We start from the raw sequence: 17669 nt of genomic DNA, 5'->3' as shown, positions 1-17669 counted from the left end.
ACTCTAGTAGTTTGTTCACAATAATTATTATTGGTGGATCTAGTTTGATGCTTTAGCGCTACTATACTATGCGCCAGACCAATACGATAAGCGTAGCCATGCCTCAGGCTTATCGCTTCGGATGTTCAACGCAGGGTCACAGCTTTGGAAACAAAGAGGATTTTGTGAGCTTTACAGTATATTCCCTTTATTTAATCAGCAGGGGAATGCTTTCTAATTTGATGGATGGCATTTCAAATATTAACTTAATCACTTAACAAAATAACTGCGTTTGTTTTCCCTAGAATAAATCTGCCAGAGGAATTGTTAAATGTTAAGTCGGCTTGTAAACATAACTACGGTAGCTGTGAGCGCTTTCCCTGACTAACATACTAATTTATTACTCTACATATACGTGCCATTTTTATTACTTTAGATGTACGATCCTTTGCTCAAGGTTAAATCCTCTGAAAGAGAATACATTAAAACCCTTGACAGAGAATAATAAATTTTCTTTTGGCTACAACATTAGCTATCACATTGTTACTCCAAGGAATTACGAGGAATGTCTGCAAGTCATTTGCCAGAACCTAAGCTTTGTAAAGGTCAAATCGTAAGTTTTATGGGTGGGGAAGGCATCATCAAAAACTACCGATTTGAGTCAGGTTGCTGGGAATATTTGGTGGAAATGCCTATGGGGCCAGAGCCAGAAATGGGTCGGGTTGGTTATGAAACCATGATTTGGCTATCTGAAGTAGATATCTCTTCACTAATAAATAGTTTTTCTCATAAATTGTTAAATCTGGAACAAAAAAACCTTGCTAAAGCTTGTTAAAAACATATTAGAGCTACTTTTTTATAGAACATATCGAGGATGAATGATTATTAATTTGGAGTACCTTGCTTTCTTTATGCTGCTACTGACAGCGCTGCTATTATCAATTAAGGAAATGAGCATTGCTTTGGATGAAGTAGATGTTGAGCGTTTTACTCTCTGGACAGGTGTTGCTTCTGTCATTGCTGGTTTACCAATAATGTTGTGGTAGTTTCTCAGCCAATGCCATCCTCTATATTGGAATAGTTTATTTAGGACAAGTAGCAAAAACAAGCTACTCTATTCACTTTTTTGGATTTCCAAACCATACGACTCCATCCGTCGAGTAGCCTAGCAACTTGAATATTTTCTCGCCTGCTACCCTATTCGCTTTTTCTCCAACCATTGTAAAACCCGATTCCATGCCCACCAAGGGTCAGAATCTTGTACTTGACGCTGGCAATTTTTGCTACTCAAATAGCCAACATGACCACCGTACTGAGTGAGTAATAAATCTATTGCGGGATTGCGATCGCAAGCTTCTTCTAATTCCGGTATGATACTTGGGTCAAAAAGTGGATCGTCCGCAGCATATAAAATCAAAGTCGGTTTCGATATTTGCGGCAGTATTTGTAAAGCACTACTTGCTTGGTAATATGCTTCCACAGAAGAAAAACCTAGTTGCTTAATTACCAGTTCATTGTCAAAACCCCAGATACTGTTTGCCCGTTCAATCGCTTCTGGGTCAATACTTCCAGGATGGGCATCATGAATTCGCCACGCTAGTTTTTTTAAATTCTGAGCAATCCCCGCTTCCAAATATCTGCCGAAGGGCTTTGTAACTAGGTAAGATAGCGATCGCTCCGAATCCAAACTCGGACAAACTACCATACCACCGCCAATATCGCTATCTTCTAATCCTAAATCTTCATCCTCCCTAATCACCTCGCCAGCCACCTTCACCGCCCAGAGTGCCAATTGCCCTCCTAAAGAATACCCTGTCAACCAAAATTTCCCCGGACATCCCATCGCCTTAGCAGCAGCAGCGATGCGAACAAAATCTTCCCCCTCATACAAACCATCAGAAGTTAGAGTCGGGGACAATTCGGCCGTTTTGCCGTGGGCCCGCCAATCAAATAACACAATCGCGTATCCTTGAGCGTAAGCTTTACGTCCTAGCACCCTCAAAAACCATTCCGTCTCCAACTCTCCGGTAATGCCATAAGTACCGATAATCGTGCTATGAGCATTTTCCGGGATGGCAACCAAGCCAAAAATTGGCACACCTTGGCCACCAATGAAGATTTTCTCGTGATAAGACGGTTCTGGGTCTTTAGTAGTACTTTGCCAGTTACGTTTTCCCCACAAAGCGGTGTATACAGTCATCATCACACCGTTTTGTAAAAACCAAGACGGATTGTAGGGGGGAGTATAACACATCATAGACTATAAGATTTCGTGTAATTGAGTCTTGATTTCACAGTCATTTAATCTTAATATTTATGTAAGATTTAAAAACTTTTTTAGAATCGATTCAAAAATCTTTGTATCTATCAAAGGTTGTTAATTATCCTTAATAAGTAGTAATAATTTTTTAAGAATGCCGAGGATTCTTGTCATAGACGATGACCCAGCGATTTCAGAACTAGTTGCCGTCAACTTGGAAATGGCTGGCTACGATGTTAGTCAAGCTGAAGACGGCATCAAAGGTCAGGCGCTGGCTCTCCAGCTGCAACCAGACTTGATCATGCTCGATTTAATGTTGCCCAGGGTAGATGGGTTTACCGTTTGCCAACGCCTGCGTCGTGATGAGCGCACCTCTGAGATTCCCGTGTTAATGTTGACGGCTTTGAGCCAAACTCAGGACAAGGTGGAAGGCTTTAATGCTGGCGCAGATGACTACCTCACCAAACCTTTTGAAGTTGAAGAATTGCTGGCGCGGGTGCGGGCACTTTTGCGGCGGACTGACCGGATTCCCCAAGCCGCAAAGCACAGTGAGATTCTCAACTATGGCTCACTCACCCTCGTTCCCGAAAGATTTGAGGCAATATGGTTCAATGAGACGGTGAAATTGACTCACTTGGAATTTGAGCTACTTCACTGCTTGCTGCAACGCCACGGTCAAACAGTTTCTCCCAGCGAAATCCTCAGAGAAGTTTGGGGCTACGATCCTGATGATGACATAGAAACGATTCGAGTGCATATTCGCCACTTGAGAACCAAGCTAGAACCAGATCCCCGCCACCCTCGTTATATAAAGACAGTATATGGTGCTGGATACTGTCTTGAATTACCCGGTGTACCTCCATCCAATGAAGGGGCTTCGGTAACAGTCGTTGAATGAAATGACGCTAAATTCCCTTATCTAAGCTATTACTTAGGCAAGAACTCTCTGTAACTCTTATTCCTTACCGCTTAGTTAAGGTTATTAGTGGGATTTCGTAGTATGTAGAGATGTTGCAACACAACGTCTCTACAAGACGAATTACGAATTACGAATTACGAATTATTTTAATACCTTGCAATAAACTACGACTGAGCGTGCCAGTCTTGAGCTTATTGGCGTATAGACTGTAATTCTTCAGGAGAGATTTTATCCAAATTTTTTAAAATAAAACTCATCCTTTCTTGAGACTTTAGTTATTGGCGGTGGACAAGGTGCTAGGGTAATCGGAATTGATATTTCTTAAATTGTAGTGCGATCGCGCTGTGGTGAAACAGCGCGGTTTTCTCTCACAGAACTTTTCTACTTATTCCCGCATAACAACCCAAACCGAACTAAACCGCGTTCATAACCGCGACGCATCAACCCCAGTGATAATGCCCCTTGAATGGTAGTCCAACCGGCATTGAGTAAGCCCCAAAGTGCTTGGGGAGTAAATGCCGAATCAATGACTACATTCCAAAAGGGAGCGACGGCGGTTGACCAATCGGCGGTGCGAATATTGTTTAATGGAAGTTGACGTGCGATCGCTTCATACTCTGGTAAAGAAATCACATAAGGCAAACAATACACGCGATAAATATCCTGCAAATGCTTTTCCTCATCCGCCGTCAGTGGTAACTTATCAGTCGGTCGATGACACCAAGTCACCATAATTAACTTGCCACCAGGTTTCAACACCCGGTAGCACTCCTGGAGAAACTTAGTTTTATCTGGCATGTGTTCGCCACTTTCCAGCGACCAAACCAAGTCAAAAGAATTATCAGCAAAGGGCATTGCTTGAGCATTGGCGACTTGAAACTGAGTTTTCAGACTCAAATTCGCTTCCGTTGCGCGTTCCGTTGCTCTTGCAGCTTGCACAGGACTCAAAGTAATTCCTGTAGCCTTAGCATTAAACTTTTCTGCCAGGTATAAAGAACTGCCACCAATGCCACAACCCACATCGAGGATATTTTCTGCTGATTGTACCCCTGCCCAATTAAGCAGTTCCTCGATTAAATCAATTTGAGCTTGACGGCGGTCTTTTTTCTGGCTGCCATCGACACCGTAGTAGCCGTGGTGCATGTGTTCGCCCCAAATCTGTTCCCACAGACCAGAGGAAGCATCGTAGAACTGCTGAATTTGCTGGTAAAGTGTTGCACTCATGAAAAAAGTAGTATTGAGACGAAGTAAAATTCAAAAAAAAACATATTTGTAGGCTACCATGTGTGTTTTTAATTAAATAAGGGTATTTTTGTTCCAAAAAAAGTAAACCAGGATTTTTCCAAGGAGGATAAATCTTGGTTTACCTTAATAAACAGTTCTTGCTCGAATTTATACCAAATAATCCCAAGTATGGCTACAGATTGAAGCACGTGCCAACCAATATTAAATCTGGCTTTCTTAATTTTGAATTTTGAATTTTGAATTTTGAATTAATTATGACCGTTTCTCGCACAGTTTGCCTGGGATTTTTGACTGTCATCGCTATAGGAACCATCTTGCTAATGATGCCTTTCTCAACTAGCGATGGTACATGGAACGACCCTATTGTGGCGCTGTTCACCTCGACATCCGCGGTTTGTGTTACTGGATTATCAGTGGTTGATCCTGGTACTTATTTTTCTTTTTGGGGTCAGTTGTTTATGACACTGTTGGTTCAGATTGGCGGTTTGGGCTACATGACAAGCACTACCTTTCTAATTCTGCTAATTGGACGCAAGTTTGACCTGCGACAAAAGGTAGCTATTCAACAAGCTTTAGACCGACCAGGAATGAGTGGTAGTGCTCAAGTTATCCGTTCCATTATTGCCACAACTTTAATTTTTGAAATTACAGGAATATTCTTACTTTTACCAGCTTTTGTTCCAAAATATGGTTGGAATCAAGGACTTTGGTTGTCGGTTTTTCATAGTGTTAATGCTTGGAATAATGCTGGTTTTAGTTTATTTAAAGATAACTTAATTGGTTATCAGTCTTCCTTATTAGTAGTCTTCACCATCACCATGTTGATTATCTTTGGGGGAATTGGCTATCAAGTAATTTTGGAAATGTATTTTTGGTTGCGCGATCGCATTCTCAAAAAAAATCATAAGCAAATATTTTCTCTAGATTTTAAAGTTGCAACTAGTACAACTATTATCTTATTAGTAATAGGGACAATTGCCTTTTTCTGTATAGAAATCAGAAATCCTGAAACATTTGGTTATCTAAATTTACGTGGTCAGATATTAGTAGCTTGGTTTCAATCAGTTACTCCCCGAACTGCTGGCTTTAACACCATCGATATTGGCAAAATGACTACCGCTGGTCTATTTATTACGATTGCGCTGATGTTTATTGGTGCAAGTCCAGGTGGTACAGGAGGAGGTATGAAAACAACAACCTTGAGAGTTTTAACCAGTTGCACTAAGGCGATTCTCCAGGGAAAAGAAGAAGTTTTATTGTACGATCGCAAAATAGCAATATCTTTAATTTTGAAAGCTGTAGGCGTATTAGTGGGTTCAGTAGCGACGGTGATTTTAGCTACTATTTTAATTAGCCTCACAGATCCAACACTAGATTTTATCCAAATTTTGTTTGAAGTGGTATCAGCTTTTGCTACCGTGGGGCTTTCTACAGGCATTACAGCAAGTATCTCCACAGCAGCAAAGCTGATCTTAATTCTCACTATGTACATTGGACGAGTAGGTGTTTTACTACTGATGTCTGCTGTACTAGGAGATCCACGTCCTACTAGAATTCACTATCCTGAAGAAAATTTGCTCGTAGGATAGTTAGGGAGAGAGAATAATTCTTGACAACTGACTAATGATTAATGACTAATGACTAAACTGATAAAATATACATTTGAAGGCAAAAAATAAAATTTTTAATTCAAGCGGTATAACTGTTTTTTGCCCTAAATACAGGGAGCTATAATAAGGATAACAACGGTGAATCTGTCATCATTAAGTTTTTTTCGCAGTTTACGTAAAGATAACCAGCAATTTGCTGTAATTGGGTTAGGCCGTTTTGGTAGATCTGTTTGTTTCACATTGCACAATTTTGGTTATCAAGTGCTGGCAACAGATATTGATGAAAAACGAGTTTCAGAAGCATTGACTGAGGGAATAGTTGGTCATGCTTTGCAACTAGACTCTACAGAACCAGCCGCACTCAAAGAAGCTGGAATTTTTGAATTTGATACTGTAATTGTAGCGATTGGCAACTACGTTCAAGAAAGTATCATAACCACCCTAAATGTGAAAGAGGCTGGTGTACCTCACGTAGTTGCTAAAGCTTCTAGTGAAGTTCATAGTAAACTGTTGCGGCGAGTAGGAGCAGATCATGTTGTTTTTCCTGAGTATGAAGCGGGTTGTGCCCTAGCGCGTACTCTTACAAAACCAGCAATTCTAGATCGGTTTGACCTCGACCCAGATAACAGTATTGTCGAGTTGATTGTGCCTGATGAATTTCACGGCAAAACCATCACTGAACTTCAACTTCGTAACCGCTACGGTTTAAATTTGTTAGCAGTAAGTCAGGATGGTAAATTTCAAATTAACCCTGACGCTAGCAAGCGTTTAGAGCGTGGTTCAGCGATGGTTGTTATTGGTTGCAATAAAGATATTAATCGTTTGCCGATTTAAAAAAGTTAGGAGTTAGGAATTAAGAGTTAGGAGTTATGTCAATACGGTTCGGATAAGCATTTTGAACTCAGAATTACCTTTGGGGAAAAGGTTAAAGGTTAAGGGTTAAAAGTTTTTTCCCCCTTTCCCTTTCCCCTTTAACCGAACCGTATTGGGAGTTATGTCGTGTGCAACTTTTACTCAAAACTAACCTCCAGCAGAGAATAGACTTATTGCATGAATCAAAAGCCCTCACCCTAAATCCCTCTCCCAAGCTTGGGAGAGGGACTTTGAAATTCGTTTCCCTTCTAGCAAAATTGAGAGAAGGGGTTGGGGGATGTAGCAAGATCCCGCAGGGTGGGCAAATTTTGCATTTTTGCAAATCGCCTTAATTCTGAGTTTTTTATTGTCCGGGACTTGTTGAAGTGGATTGTGGTTCAACTGAAACAGGTACATCGCCAGGGTTACCGGGCATTTCTGGTTGATTTTGCGTCTGTGACTCAGGTGTTTGTACTGTAGAATCTGAACTCTGAGAAGGAGTAGCTGTTTGACTGGCTTGAGGTTGCTGTTGCCCACTTTTCTGAGCAATTTGCTGCATTAACTGCTCAATTTTCTGGGCTTGTTCAATGTTGCCTTGTTCACGATATTCGTTGTGAGCGCGTTTCAAGACTCCACTGGCTTTTTTGAACTCGCCCTGATTATATAAAGTTACTCCCAAGTTATAGTAAGCTGAGGCACTTTTTGGATTTAGGCGAATCGCTTGCCGATAAACAGAAATAGCCTCAGGAGCTTGACCATGCATTGCTAGCAAATTTGCCATGTTGCTGTAGGCTGCGGCATTTTTAGGATCTAGCTTCAAAGCTTGGCGATAAGTAGCGATCGCAGGCTCTATTTGACCTTGTTGTTGCAAGGCGATCGCTAAGTTAAGATAAGCATTGGTATTGCTGCTATCTAAATTAATTGCTTGCTGGTATGCAGCGATCGCTTCCTCTAACTTTCCTTGTTCATACAGCAACAAACCCAGATTATACAGCGCTGCCACCCTTGTGGAATCTATCACCAAGCTCTGGCGATAAGCGGTAATTGCTGCATCTTTTTCTCCTTGTCGGTGCAACACTAACCCTAAGTTGTAATAAGCTTCGCTAGAATTGGGATTAAGTTTTATCACCTCTGTAAATTCTTGTAAAGCTTCATCCAGGCGATTTTGCTCTATCAATATATTACCTAGATAATTCCGTGCTGCCCCAAGGTTAGGATCTCGCTGCAACGCTTTCTCAAAGGCATATTCTGCACCTTGTAAGTCTTGTCGGTTATAGCGCGTGACTCCCTGCTGGAAAAAGCTAGCTGCTTCGAGATCCTGAGAAATTGCAGTTTCTGCCAGCAGCTTGCTAACTGGGAAATTAGTAATTGTCGGTGCAGCCAAAATCAAAAATGCAGAACAGCCACCGAGTGTTACCTGACAAAATAAATTTAACCAATGAGAAAATAGGTATTTTTCAGACATTAATAGCAGACCTGTACTTATTTTTAACCCCTTATAAGTCAGAGTACCCACCACGAAAGAAAAAATTCTCAATTTCCAACTTTTAACTCCTAACTCTTGTACAGACGCGATTAATCGCGTCTGTACTCCTAACTCCTCACTCCCGTAGCTGACGGCAAAATTAGCATGGCATCACCGAATGAATAAAAGCGATATCCAAAAGCGATCGCTTCGTTGTATATATTCAATAATCGTTGTCTGCCAATTAGGGCACTTACCAACATCAACAAACTAGAACGCGGTAAGTGAAAATTCGTAATCAAACCATCTACTACCCGCCATTGGTAGCCGGGATAAATAAATAAGTCTGTTTTTCCGCAAAATGGTTGTAAATTACCCGATTGAGCCGCCCCTTCTAAAGCCCGTACTGCCGTTGTTCCCACAGCAATAATTCGACCGCCAGCAGCTTTCGTAGCGCGGATTTGCTCTACTGTAGTGGCGGGAACTTCAATCCATTCTTCATGCATCTGGTGGGTAGTTACGTCTTCCACTTCCACAGGGCGAAATGTGCCAACACCAACGTGTAGCGTTACAAAAGCTTGATTGATTTGGCGATCACGCAACTTTTGTAATAATTCTGGGGTAAAGTGTAATCCTGCCGTTGGAGCTGCGATCGCTCCTGGCTGTTTAGCATAAACTGTCTGATACTGCTCATCAGCAGCTTCTGAGGTAGTAATGTACGGTGGTAACGGTACTTCACCAAACACCTCTAACAGTTGCACCAAAGTCTTTCCCTCTGGTACATCAAATTGCAACAAACGCCCCCCGGTGGCTGCGTCTGTTTCTAGAACCGTAGCCGTTAGCTGGGGGCTAGGGACTGGAGAAGAAGCAAGGGAGCAGGGAGAAGAATTTTCCCCTCTGCCCCCCGCACCCTGCCCCTCTGCCTCCTTTGAATGCCCAATACCCGCTTCCCTTGGTTCAAAGATAATCTTTGCTCCCCGTTTGAAGCTTTTTCCTGGCTTAACTAAAGCTAACCAACAGTTATGCTGCCGTTCTTCCAACAGCAACACCTGAATTTTCGCACCAGTGGATTTATGACCATAAAGCCGCGCTGGAATGACTCTTGTATTGTTCATAACCAACAAATCACCAGAGCGCAGCAGTGCAGGCAAATCATGGAAAATATGGTGTAGAGGTGCTGTTTCGATGCCTGTAGTCGGAGAATCAACTACCAATAACCGGGAACTATCTCTAGGAACTGCTGGGTTTTGGGCAATGAGTTCTGGAGGTAGTTTGTAGTCATAGCCAGCTACCGAGCAATCTAATTCCAAATCTTTTGCTTGTGGACGAGATGTATCTTTCAAATTGGCTTGTACTAGTTTTTGCTTTATTTAGTATTTATACTCTCTTAAAAAGGCTGAGTTAAGTTTTCCCTTATATTGGAACTTTAAGGCATCTTCGCTCAGTTTTGCCGCTAGGCTATAAGATTGTTACTATTAAGTAACACGGAAAAATTAACATAAAAATTGGGTAAACCTCCCCATCTAAAAACGGGGGCTTTTACCCTACCGGGAACAGGCACTTATTGACGAATATAGATATGTAGGATTGGCTTTGATCCCAAGCACCAACAAACATGGAATACTTGTACTATCTGGCAAATGCCAGTCTAACCCTGAGGGTCGTTCAACACCTCCACGCTAGACCCCAGACACCAGTTTCGTTCGTCACCGTAATTCATCAAATTGATGGCTGGGTGGTTAGGATCAAACTCAAAGGTCAAGTTTCGCCCCAAGAAGATGGCGACTTTCGCGCTTTTCTAAATGAATTAGGAATTAGCTACGAACCGCCAATGAGGGTGCAAATGGCACTTTGGAGTTTGGAAGCGGGACAGTGCCCTGTGGATGTGATGCGTCGCTATCAGGTAGCGATCGTTTCTCATGGTAGCCCAGAGAGAGACGAAATTGAAGCGTTCCGGCAGCAGTTTGTCCGGGGCTTAGGTTACTGTCCAGAAACTTTGGCGTGAGACTATTTAGTTGTAACGCCACGACAAAATTATTGGTCATTGGTAATTAAGATATTTTATCTATTACCAATTAACCATTATCAATTGAAGAGTCAAAAGCTGCCAGAATGTATTCTTGCAGCTTAATCTTGTATCCGGGTACTGATGAAGTAGCTAGAGCTTCTTGATTTGCTGTAACCCCAGTCAGATTTTTTGATATCCTTTGACAGTAGACAATAGCAACATCAAATCTACAAGAATAATCTGCCTTCTCAGGGTACTGGGCTAAGAATATTCCAGCTGTACGCCAGATTTTTGCCTGCTTTTGTGGAGTGATTGCGCTTCTTCCCCCGGCATCCCAACTACCTGAACTACGGGTTTTGACTTCAACAAATGCCAATAATGAGTGCTGAGTGCTGAGTAAGGAGTCCTGAGTAAGGAGTTTTTCACCACTTCGTCCATCATATTGAGCAATAATATCGATTTCCCCCCAGCGGCTAGAAAAGCGACGATGGAGAATTATCCAACCAGTAGATTGCAACCATTGGGCTACTAGGTCTTCTCCTAATGAACCAATATCTGGATAATGAGATGGAGGAAGGTTAGCCATTGACTAAAAATATCATGAATTCTGTGAATTCTAGGTTAAGCGATGCCTGCGGCGGTCTACGCCTACGCACTACGTGTTCTACACTTGCATCATCTCGAACCAAGTTGGGGTTGAAGCGTAAAACAAACCATCGAATTTGGGTAAGCATACTCAGCTTATTCCTGTGGGGAATAATTGGCATTACCGCAACCGTGGGTTTTACTCCCACAGCTTTGGCACTCGAATATAATAAAGAAATTTTGGTTGAGGCTGATTTTTCAGGACGTGATTTAACAGACTCCAGCTTTACCAAAGCTAATCTTCGCCAGAGCAACTTCAGCCACGCTAATTTGAACGGTGTCAGTTTCTTTGCAGCAAATTTGGAGTCTGCGAATTTGGAGGATTCTGACTTAAGAAATACCACTTTAGACTCAGCTCGTTTAGTCAGAGCAAATTTGACAAATGCACTGTTGGAGGGAGCCTTTGCTGCTAACGCCAGATTTGATGGTGCAATCATTGACGGGGCAGATTTTACTGATGTGTTGCTGCGTTCCGATGAGCAAAAAAAATTGTGCAAACTTGCTAAGGGAACTAATCCCATTACAGGACGAGATACGCGTGACACGTTGTTTTGTCCTTAGCTGACAAGGATATGGGGCAAAGGGACAAGGGTTGTTCCCCTTGTCCCCTTGCTCCCTACTCATAAAATATTAAGCACCTACCAACCATCTGCACCAATCTTTTGACAAACAATTTGCATTCCTTTACCTGGTGAAGAATTGGCTACAAAAGGTATTTCTCCTTTCTCTTGATCTTCTTCAAGTAGCTGTCCTTCTGATCCGTAAATGGCAATACGATTCCGAAAAAGCCGTGATTCTTTGCACGAAGCATCGAACGTAGTCTCGAAGATACCATCACCATACATTCCGTAAAGCTTGTATGTAGTACCCTTAATAGTTTTTGTATCCAAAGCTACGCTGTTTCCTAATTGATCGTGCCCTACAGTGATATACCTTTGTGCATCTTCAGCGATGGCACTACCATTACTCAATAAAATAGCGATCGCTCCTACTATGCCGCCTAACTTAAAATACATACAGTTTCAAAATATCAGATTTCATATATTTCTACCCGCGATCAAAGCGGTTCTGGCAGGGTAAAAGCACTGAAATCAAGACAGAGCAAGGTGTTATACTAGTTAGTAACACTTTATGGGAAGCGTCAAGCACTGAATAAATAGCTGCAATACTTTTCAAAGTATGAGTGAAACACTTGCCGATATTGGCATACCGCCCCAGTTTCCCGATCACACTCAACTACCAGAGTCTGATGGTACGTTTGTGAAAAATTTTCAAGAGCATCCCCAAACCGTCATTTTGACAGACTCAATTGCTCAAGTTTTGCAACGCTTACATCCAGATGGACAGTATTGTATTGGTCAAGATTGTGGTATCTACTGGCGAGAAACTGATCCACCAGAAAAAGGAGCAGCAGCACCCGACTGGTTTTATGTCCCTGGTGTACCACCAAAGCTAGATGGCAAAAACCGTCGCTCCTATGTTTTGTGGCGGGAATACATACCGCCATTGATTGCCATAGAACTAGCTAGTGGTAATGGCGATGAAGAACGAGATGTCACTCCTTTACCTCTAGCTGGTAGTCGGGAAGGCGCAAAAGTAGGTAAATTCTGGGTATATGAGCGAATAATCCGAATTCCCTACTATGCAATCTATGAAATTAGTAATGACAAACTAGAGGTTTATCACCTGGTAGATTTTTCTTACCATAAAATGCAGCCTAATGAGCGAGGCCACTACCCAATTACTCCTTTAGGAGTGGAACTAGGGTTATGGCAGGGAAGCTACTTGAATAATCCTGAGCAATTTTGGTTGCGCTGGTGGGATTTAGAAGGAAATCTGTTACTGATTGGTCAAGAAGAAGCCGAGTTGCAAAGACAAAGAGCCGAGCAAGCAGAACAAAAAGCTGCACAATTAGTAGAACGGCTTAGGGCAATGGGTATTGATGCAGATGTAGAGTAATATTTTCTAACGTTATGGCAAGCCGAAATCTCTGAGAAATTATTCCCTTTCCAGAAGACAAGTAACACAACAATTACCGAAACATGGATGCAATGATTCCTGCTGATTGATTTAAAGACTGCTGACTATTCCAAGCAGCTTGGTTTAATCTATCCATTGGGGTTGAGGTAGGGTAAAACATATTTGGTGAATAACCAAGTTGCATATATACACCTAACAGAAAATCTGGATCAATTATTGGTAATCCATTCGTTTGAATATTAGTATTTCTTGTAATAACTAACACTATTTGATTTTGATAAGAAATAACAGGTGGGTTACTACAGTAAGGATTATAAGGACTTTGCCCTCCATGAAGACCTCCGTATAAACCATGCAGGTTACGAATACTATGGGTGCTATGCAAACTACCATAAATCCCATCAAGATTACTAATGGAGTTCGTATCATGTCGGTCACTTGAGAGCAACCCTAAAAATTGTCTGTCAGCAGAAGACCATAACTGAGCTATACCATTAGCAGCAGCTAAAAATTGTAGAATTGACATAATTTTTTGCGATCAAAGCTTCAAACACTTCTCCAGCTTCACTCACTATTACTGTTAACTGCATCAGTAGCAATAATGATATTTATTCAAAATATTGTGAACAAAAAAGGCGACACTCTAAAACATCCCATCAAGTAGCTGTGTAATCTCTCGCGTTTCTTGGTCATAAGTAATTTTCATAGCGTCACCTTCCTCAAAAATAACCCTTAATCAATCAGGGTATTCAATCCCCGTTTCTTGACTAGGTGCAACAGTTTAAGAGCAGTGCCACTGGGACGCTTCTGACCGATTTCCCACTTTTGAACCGTTGATAGACTTGTATTCAAAATCGCAGCAAATACTGCCTGACTGACATGAGATGATTCGCGTATTTCCTTAATTTGCTTAGGTTCTAGCGGTTCAATCTCAGACAAGCACAGACTGTCAAATTCACGCAATGTAGTTTGATCCATTAGTCCAGCCTTGTGCAGCCCCGTAGCCGTTTCGTGAACAGCTTCAAGAATCGTTGATTTCTTCTTCGCCATTGCAAATTACCTCCATCAATTCATCTTCCAGCTTGGCTTTTTCGAGATCCTCTAGCGTGTAAGAGAACAGCACTGATGCCAGCTTTTTTAATGCTTTTTCTTCTTTTTTGTTAATGTTACTGCGCTGGTTTTTCGGGAAGCCGAAAACAAAAAACCAGCAATCTCCCTTGTTGGTTGCGACCAGTGTACGAAAGCCACCACGCTTACCTTGTCCAGAGCGGGCAATCCGCTTTTTAAACAGTCCGCCTCCTAGATCGACTTCGTAAAGTCCTGCCGTCATTTCGTTTACAGCAGCGCAGAGGCTAAGGTCGTTTAAACCCTCTTTGCGTGCCCAACGGTCAAACCATCGGGTTTTGTAGATTATCATGCTATGGTCATTACTTCGCTTATTATATAGCACTCAGTGCTATACTTGGCAATAGACTATAAAAGTCAAAAAGCTTGAACAAAAACTGATCGCAACATTGAGCAGGAACTAGCTAAAAAATAGCGATGGGCTACGCCCCGCCAGAGGCGATCGCACTCCACCAAATACAATTAGGAACTAGTCTTGTACCTCAAAATTTATCTCACACTTCTAACCCACTCAGTAATCCCTTGAGCGATCGCTTTTGCCATTTTCTTCTGTTCTTCTGGGTTCACCACCTGCTCAAATTCATCAGGATTACTCATAAAACCCAATTCCAGCAATACTGATGGCGCAGCAGCGGGACGTGTCAGTGCTAGGTTGTTCCAAAACACCCCATAATGAGGTCTGCCGAGTTTTTTGACTACATAGTTCTGTAAAAATATTGCGAGGCTGTGGGCTTGGGGATGATACCAAAACGTACCGAATCCCTTAGTTTTTTCGGCATCGCCATTATCGGGTAAAGAGTTGTGATGTATGGAAAGAGCGATCGCAGGTTCTTCTTGACTGATAATTGCCTGACGTTCTACTAGCGAAACTTCGCGATCGTCCTCCCGCGTCATCACCACCGTTGCCCCTCGCTTCACCAATTCGTCCCGCAACAACTTGGAAACTACCAAATTGACATCTTTTTCTAAATATCCAGTTGGGCCACTGGCACCAGATTCTTTACCGCCATGCCCTGGATCTAGTACAATCTTGAAATTAGCTAAAGGCTTGCGTCTTGTGTTCCCGATTTTAGGCGGATGACGCAAAGCCAAAACCAGGGTTGTACCGTCGTATCTCAGCTTATATCCCCACTGTTGAGCTTTTTTGAGGTTAAAGGTGTATTTTACTTGTCCTGGAGCTTCCTGTTGCCAGTCTAGGCGATTAATTAGGGGGTTGTCATCCAGGCGAATTATGTCTGTTTGGGCAGTGGTATTGTAGAGAGTGAGAGCGAGAGTTTGCTCACTTTGTTGTACGCTCACGGGTACGGGAACTTGCAAGGGGAAAACTATCTCTGTAGCACTAGGGAGTTGACGGTATCCGACACTGCGAATTATTGTCTGTGGCGGAACTGCACCAGGTAGAATGCGGGTTTCTTTACTATTAATCCAAGCGCCATAATCTAGGCGCAACCATTCACCTTCCCTACCTGTAACTGTTGCGCGTGTGCCTTTGGGCAATGGTGTTAGTCGGGAATAATCGGTGCTAGGGCCAGTACGAGCAACGCCTAACTCTACTGTAACCTCAGAAACTGGCAACTGTGCTCTTGAGAGGATTTCAATTTTACCAGATCCTGATTGAGTTATCGTCTTGCCGTCAAGTGTCAGTTGAAATTGAGGTTTTCCTAGATCGGCGGCTGTTGCCACTGCGGTGCAACCTTGATAATTGCCTACGCTAGACTGGGCATGAGGCTGATTTTGACCTGTCAAAGCTGCCAAATTACTTGGTAGTTGTGCTTGTTGAGGTTGTGGTAAAAGGGCAATAGTTTGATTAGCCAGAATTACAGAGACATTAGCGTTAGGGGGTGCGATCGCACTAAAACAAATTACTTCTCCCGGTAATCTGGCAATGTCAACTGCGGGAGTTAGGGAATCTTTCGCAAAAGCTACCCCCTGTGGTAGTTCAGGGCTAGCGTTAAGCCCGATCACCTTAATTTTAAGTTCTTGATTGTGGTAACGCACAGTAAAAAGATTCTCCCCCAACTGCAAGGGGAAACTAGGCGAAAAATGACCAGCTTTGCTGCGGGTAATTGGCTTACTATTGATCAAAACCTGACCATCTGGTGGTGCAGTGCCCAGAAAGAAGATTTTTTGGGCACTTGTCTGGTAGTTTGTCTGGGGAAAAACGACTATAAGAGATGGCTCTGCCAATGCTACCGAGGAGGTGAGAATACAGCCTAATATTACTAATCCTAAGAGGTTTTTCACAGCAAATCACAGAAGATGACACCACAACAACTGTGGCACAATGACGGGATGTATTTTTAGAAGTTGTTAGAAATTCAAAATACTATGACTAAGTTTATCTTTGTTACTGGAGGCGTAGTTTCCAGTATTGGTAAGGGCATTGTAGCAGCAAGTCTAGGGCGTTTGCTCAAGTCGCGCGAATATTCGGTGTCGATTCTCAAACTCGACCCTTATATTAATATCGATCCTGGGACGATGAGTCCCTTTCAGCATGGGGAAGTATTCGTTACCCAGGATGGCGCGGAGACAGATTTGGACTTGGGACATTACGAACGCTTTACCGATACCTCAATGTCACGCTTAAATTGTGTGACTACTGGCTCGATTTACCAGGCAGTCATCAATAAAGAGCGGCGCGGAGACTACAATGGCGGTACTGTACAGGTAATTCCTCATATTACCAATGAAATTAAAGAGCGGATTCTGCGAGTTGCTAAAAGTACAAACCCTTCTGTAGTAATTACAGAAATTGGCGGGACGGTGGGAGATATTGAATCACTGCCGTTTTTGGAAGCAATTCGCCAGTTCCGTAAAGAGGTGGGACGGCAGAATGTGTTGTATATGCACGTAACGCTGGTGCCGTGGATTGCCTCGGCGGGTGAAATGAAAACTAAGCCAACACAGCATTCAGTTAAAGAACTGAGATCCATTGGTATTCAACCAGATATTTTAGTTTGTCGGAGCGATCGCCCTTTACCCAAGGGATTAAAGCAGAAATTATCGGGATTTTGCGATGTACCGGAAGAATGCGTCATTACTTCCCAAGATGCCAAAAGTATCTATGAAGTACCGCTAAATCTAGAACGGGAAGGAATGGCAGAACAAGTGCTGAACTTGCTGCAAATGGAACAACGTAAACCAGATTTGACGCAGTGGCAAACCCTGGTACAACGTTTACATAGTCCCAAGCACGAGGTAGAAATTGCGATCGTTGGTAAATATGTGCAGTTAAGTGATGCCTATTTATCTGTAGTGGAAGCGCTGAACCATGCTGCAATCTCCACTTATGGCAAACTGCGCCTACGTTGGATAAATTCAGAAAATTTGGAAACTGAACCAGCCGAAAATTATCTTAAGGGTGTCGATGGCATAGTTGTACCAGGAGGTTTCGGGGTTCGAGGAGTCGATGGCAAAATTGCCGCTATTAAATACGCCCGCGATCGCCAAATTCCCTTCTTGGGTTTATGCCTGGGAATGCAATGTTCTGTGATTGAGTGGGCCAGAAACGTAAGGGGATTAACAGGTGCTAATAGTGCCGAATTTGACCCTTACACAACCGATCCGGTAATTAATTTATT

19 protein-coding genes are annotated in these 17669 nt (G+C 42.5%); 9 read left to right on the top strand and 10 right to left on the bottom strand.

The window, feature by feature from the left end; all coding sequences use genetic code 11:
- The first annotated feature begins 544 nt into the window (after positions 1 to 544).
- Both RMY16_RS26535 and RMY16_RS26530 read left to right on the top strand, forming a co-directional pair.
- Positions 545 to 814 carry a hypothetical protein gene (locus tag RMY16_RS26535; protein WP_322738862.1) on the top strand — a complete coding sequence of 90 codons (270 nt, stop codon included), beginning with the start codon at positions 545 to 547 and terminating at the stop codon, positions 812 to 814.
- 43 nt (positions 815 to 857) lie between these two features.
- Positions 858 to 1025, top strand: a complete 168-nt coding sequence (locus tag RMY16_RS26530; RefSeq protein ID WP_322738861.1) for a hypothetical protein — start codon at positions 858 to 860, stop codon at positions 1023 to 1025.
- A 146-nt stretch (positions 1026 to 1171) separates the two neighbouring features.
- Here RMY16_RS26530 and RMY16_RS26525 read toward each other — a convergent pair whose 3' ends face one another.
- Positions 1172 to 2236 (bottom strand): YheT family hydrolase, encoded by a 1065-nt coding sequence (locus RMY16_RS26525; RefSeq protein WP_322738860.1) that lies wholly within the window; start codon positions 2234 to 2236, stop codon positions 1172 to 1174.
- A 157-nt stretch (positions 2237 to 2393) separates the two neighbouring features.
- Between RMY16_RS26525 and RMY16_RS26520 the strand changes: the two genes are divergently transcribed.
- On the top strand, positions 2394 to 3137 hold the full coding sequence (locus RMY16_RS26520; RefSeq protein WP_322664145.1) for a response regulator transcription factor: 744 nt from the start codon (positions 2394 to 2396) through the stop codon (positions 3135 to 3137).
- A gap of 402 nt (positions 3138 to 3539) precedes the next feature.
- Here the strand turns inward: RMY16_RS26520 and RMY16_RS26515 are convergent, their stop codons facing one another.
- The gene (locus tag RMY16_RS26515; protein WP_322738859.1) at positions 3540 to 4382 is read right to left on the bottom strand and encodes a methyltransferase domain-containing protein; all 843 of its coding nucleotides are present in this window, start codon (positions 4380 to 4382) and stop codon (positions 3540 to 3542) included.
- Between the two features lie 275 nt (positions 4383 to 4657).
- Here RMY16_RS26515 and RMY16_RS26510 point away from each other — a divergent pair, with 275 nt between their 5' ends.
- Together RMY16_RS26510 and RMY16_RS26505 are read left to right on the top strand one after the other, a co-directional pair.
- The gene (locus RMY16_RS26510; protein WP_322738858.1) at positions 4658 to 5992 is read left to right on the top strand and encodes a TrkH family potassium uptake protein; all 1335 of its coding nucleotides are present in this window, start codon (positions 4658 to 4660) and stop codon (positions 5990 to 5992) included.
- Between the two features lie 159 nt (positions 5993 to 6151).
- On the top strand, positions 6152 to 6847 hold the full coding sequence (locus RMY16_RS26505; protein ID WP_322664140.1) for a TrkA family potassium uptake protein: 696 nt from the start codon (positions 6152 to 6154) through the stop codon (positions 6845 to 6847).
- Between the two features lie 382 nt (positions 6848 to 7229).
- On the opposite strand, the gene RMY16_RS26500 is transcribed toward RMY16_RS26505, so the two are convergent.
- Both RMY16_RS26500 and queA read right to left on the bottom strand, forming a co-directional pair.
- Positions 7230 to 8330, bottom strand: a complete 1101-nt coding sequence (locus tag RMY16_RS26500; protein WP_322738857.1) for a tetratricopeptide repeat protein — start codon at positions 8328 to 8330, stop codon at positions 7230 to 7232.
- Positions 8331 to 8458: 128 nt separating this feature from the next.
- Complete coding sequence (gene queA, locus RMY16_RS26495; RefSeq protein WP_322738871.1) at positions 8459 to 9700, bottom strand: tRNA preQ1(34) S-adenosylmethionine ribosyltransferase-isomerase QueA; 1242 nt, start codon at positions 9698 to 9700, stop codon at positions 8459 to 8461.
- Between the two features lie 245 nt (positions 9701 to 9945).
- Between queA and RMY16_RS26490 the strand changes: the two genes are divergently transcribed.
- On the top strand, positions 9946 to 10335 hold the full coding sequence (locus RMY16_RS26490) for a hypothetical protein (protein WP_012412259.1): 390 nt from the start codon (positions 9946 to 9948) through the stop codon (positions 10333 to 10335).
- 70 nt (positions 10336 to 10405) lie between these two features.
- Here the strand turns inward: RMY16_RS26490 and RMY16_RS26485 are convergent, their stop codons facing one another.
- Positions 10406 to 10924 (bottom strand): YraN family protein, encoded by a 519-nt coding sequence (locus RMY16_RS26485; protein ID WP_322738856.1) that lies wholly within the window; start codon positions 10922 to 10924, stop codon positions 10406 to 10408.
- A 23-nt stretch (positions 10925 to 10947) separates the two neighbouring features.
- Between RMY16_RS26485 and RMY16_RS26480 the strand changes: the two genes are divergently transcribed.
- Positions 10948 to 11544, top strand: coding sequence for a pentapeptide repeat-containing protein (locus tag RMY16_RS26480; RefSeq protein WP_416211709.1), 597 nt, complete (start codon positions 10948 to 10950; stop codon positions 11542 to 11544).
- A gap of 77 nt (positions 11545 to 11621) precedes the next feature.
- On the opposite strand, the gene RMY16_RS26475 is transcribed toward RMY16_RS26480, so the two are convergent.
- Positions 11622 to 11999, bottom strand: coding sequence for a hypothetical protein (locus RMY16_RS26475; RefSeq protein ID WP_322664133.1), 378 nt, complete (start codon positions 11997 to 11999; stop codon positions 11622 to 11624).
- Positions 12000 to 12162: 163 nt separating this feature from the next.
- Between RMY16_RS26475 and RMY16_RS26470 the strand changes: the two genes are divergently transcribed.
- Positions 12163 to 12942 carry a Uma2 family endonuclease gene (locus RMY16_RS26470; protein ID WP_322738855.1) on the top strand — a complete coding sequence of 260 codons (780 nt, stop codon included), beginning with the start codon at positions 12163 to 12165 and terminating at the stop codon, positions 12940 to 12942.
- Positions 12943 to 13015: 73 nt separating this feature from the next.
- Here RMY16_RS26470 and RMY16_RS26465 read toward each other — a convergent pair whose 3' ends face one another.
- From RMY16_RS26465 to RMY16_RS26450, 4 genes are all read right to left on the bottom strand, one after another.
- Complete coding sequence (locus RMY16_RS26465; protein ID WP_322738854.1) at positions 13016 to 13489, bottom strand: hypothetical protein; 474 nt, start codon at positions 13487 to 13489, stop codon at positions 13016 to 13018.
- Between the two features lie 206 nt (positions 13490 to 13695).
- A complete protein-coding gene (locus RMY16_RS26460) occupies positions 13696 to 14013 on the bottom strand; it encodes a DNA-binding transcriptional regulator (RefSeq protein ID WP_322738853.1) in 318 nt (105 codons plus the stop codon).
- Positions 13985 to 14380, bottom strand: coding sequence for a type II toxin-antitoxin system RelE/ParE family toxin (locus tag RMY16_RS26455; RefSeq protein ID WP_322738852.1), 396 nt, complete (start codon positions 14378 to 14380; stop codon positions 13985 to 13987). The genes RMY16_RS26460 and RMY16_RS26455 overlap by 29 nt, the downstream gene beginning before the upstream one ends.
- A gap of 197 nt (positions 14381 to 14577) precedes the next feature.
- Positions 14578 to 16332, bottom strand: coding sequence for an N-acetylmuramoyl-L-alanine amidase (locus RMY16_RS26450; protein ID WP_322738851.1), 1755 nt, complete (start codon positions 16330 to 16332; stop codon positions 14578 to 14580).
- An 84-nt stretch (positions 16333 to 16416) separates the two neighbouring features.
- Between RMY16_RS26450 and RMY16_RS26445 the strand changes: the two genes are divergently transcribed.
- Positions 16417 to 17669: CTP synthase (locus RMY16_RS26445; protein ID WP_322738850.1), on the top strand; the 1253-nt coding region annotated here is incomplete at its 3' end.

It is taken from the genome of Nostoc sp. DedQUE12b (genome assembly GCF_034530835.1).
Taxonomy (GTDB): Bacteria; Cyanobacteriota; Cyanobacteriia; order Cyanobacteriales; family Nostocaceae; genus Nostoc.
Note: the sequence above shows the minus strand (reverse complement) of the source record. Positions and strands in the feature narration are given on the sequence as shown.

Excerpts from the sequence above, each read along its gene's own strand:
- RMY16_RS26535 (WP_322738862.1), top strand. The coding sequence starts at position 545 with ATGTCTGCAAGTCATTTGCCAGAACCTAAGCTTTGTAAAGGTCAAATC.
- RMY16_RS26530 (WP_322738861.1), top strand. The coding sequence starts at position 858 with ATGATTATTAATTTGGAGTACCTTGCTTTCTTTATGCTGCTACTGACA.
- RMY16_RS26525 (WP_322738860.1), bottom strand. The coding sequence starts at position 2,236 with ATGATGTGTTATACTCCCCCCTACAATCCGTCTTGGTTTTTACAAAAC.
- RMY16_RS26520 (WP_322664145.1), top strand. The coding sequence starts at position 2,394 with ATGCCGAGGATTCTTGTCATAGACGATGACCCAGCGATTTCAGAACTA.
- RMY16_RS26515 (WP_322738859.1), bottom strand. The coding sequence starts at position 4,382 with ATGAGTGCAACACTTTACCAGCAAATTCAGCAGTTCTACGATGCTTCC.
- RMY16_RS26510 (WP_322738858.1), top strand. The coding sequence starts at position 4,658 with ATGACCGTTTCTCGCACAGTTTGCCTGGGATTTTTGACTGTCATCGCT.
- RMY16_RS26500 (WP_322738857.1), bottom strand. The coding sequence starts at position 8,330 with ATGTCTGAAAAATACCTATTTTCTCATTGGTTAAATTTATTTTGTCAG.
- RMY16_RS26490 (WP_012412259.1), top strand. The coding sequence starts at position 9,946 with ATGGAATACTTGTACTATCTGGCAAATGCCAGTCTAACCCTGAGGGTC.
- RMY16_RS26485 (WP_322738856.1), bottom strand. The coding sequence starts at position 10,924 with ATGGCTAACCTTCCTCCATCTCATTATCCAGATATTGGTTCATTAGGA.
- RMY16_RS26475 (WP_322664133.1), bottom strand. The coding sequence starts at position 11,999 with ATGTATTTTAAGTTAGGCGGCATAGTAGGAGCGATCGCTATTTTATTG.
- RMY16_RS26470 (WP_322738855.1), top strand. The coding sequence starts at position 12,163 with ATGAGTGAAACACTTGCCGATATTGGCATACCGCCCCAGTTTCCCGAT.
- RMY16_RS26465 (WP_322738854.1), bottom strand. The coding sequence starts at position 13,489 with ATGTCAATTCTACAATTTTTAGCTGCTGCTAATGGTATAGCTCAGTTA.
- RMY16_RS26460 (WP_322738853.1), bottom strand. The coding sequence starts at position 14,013 with ATGGCGAAGAAGAAATCAACGATTCTTGAAGCTGTTCACGAAACGGCT.
- RMY16_RS26455 (WP_322738852.1), bottom strand. The coding sequence starts at position 14,380 with ATGATAATCTACAAAACCCGATGGTTTGACCGTTGGGCACGCAAAGAG.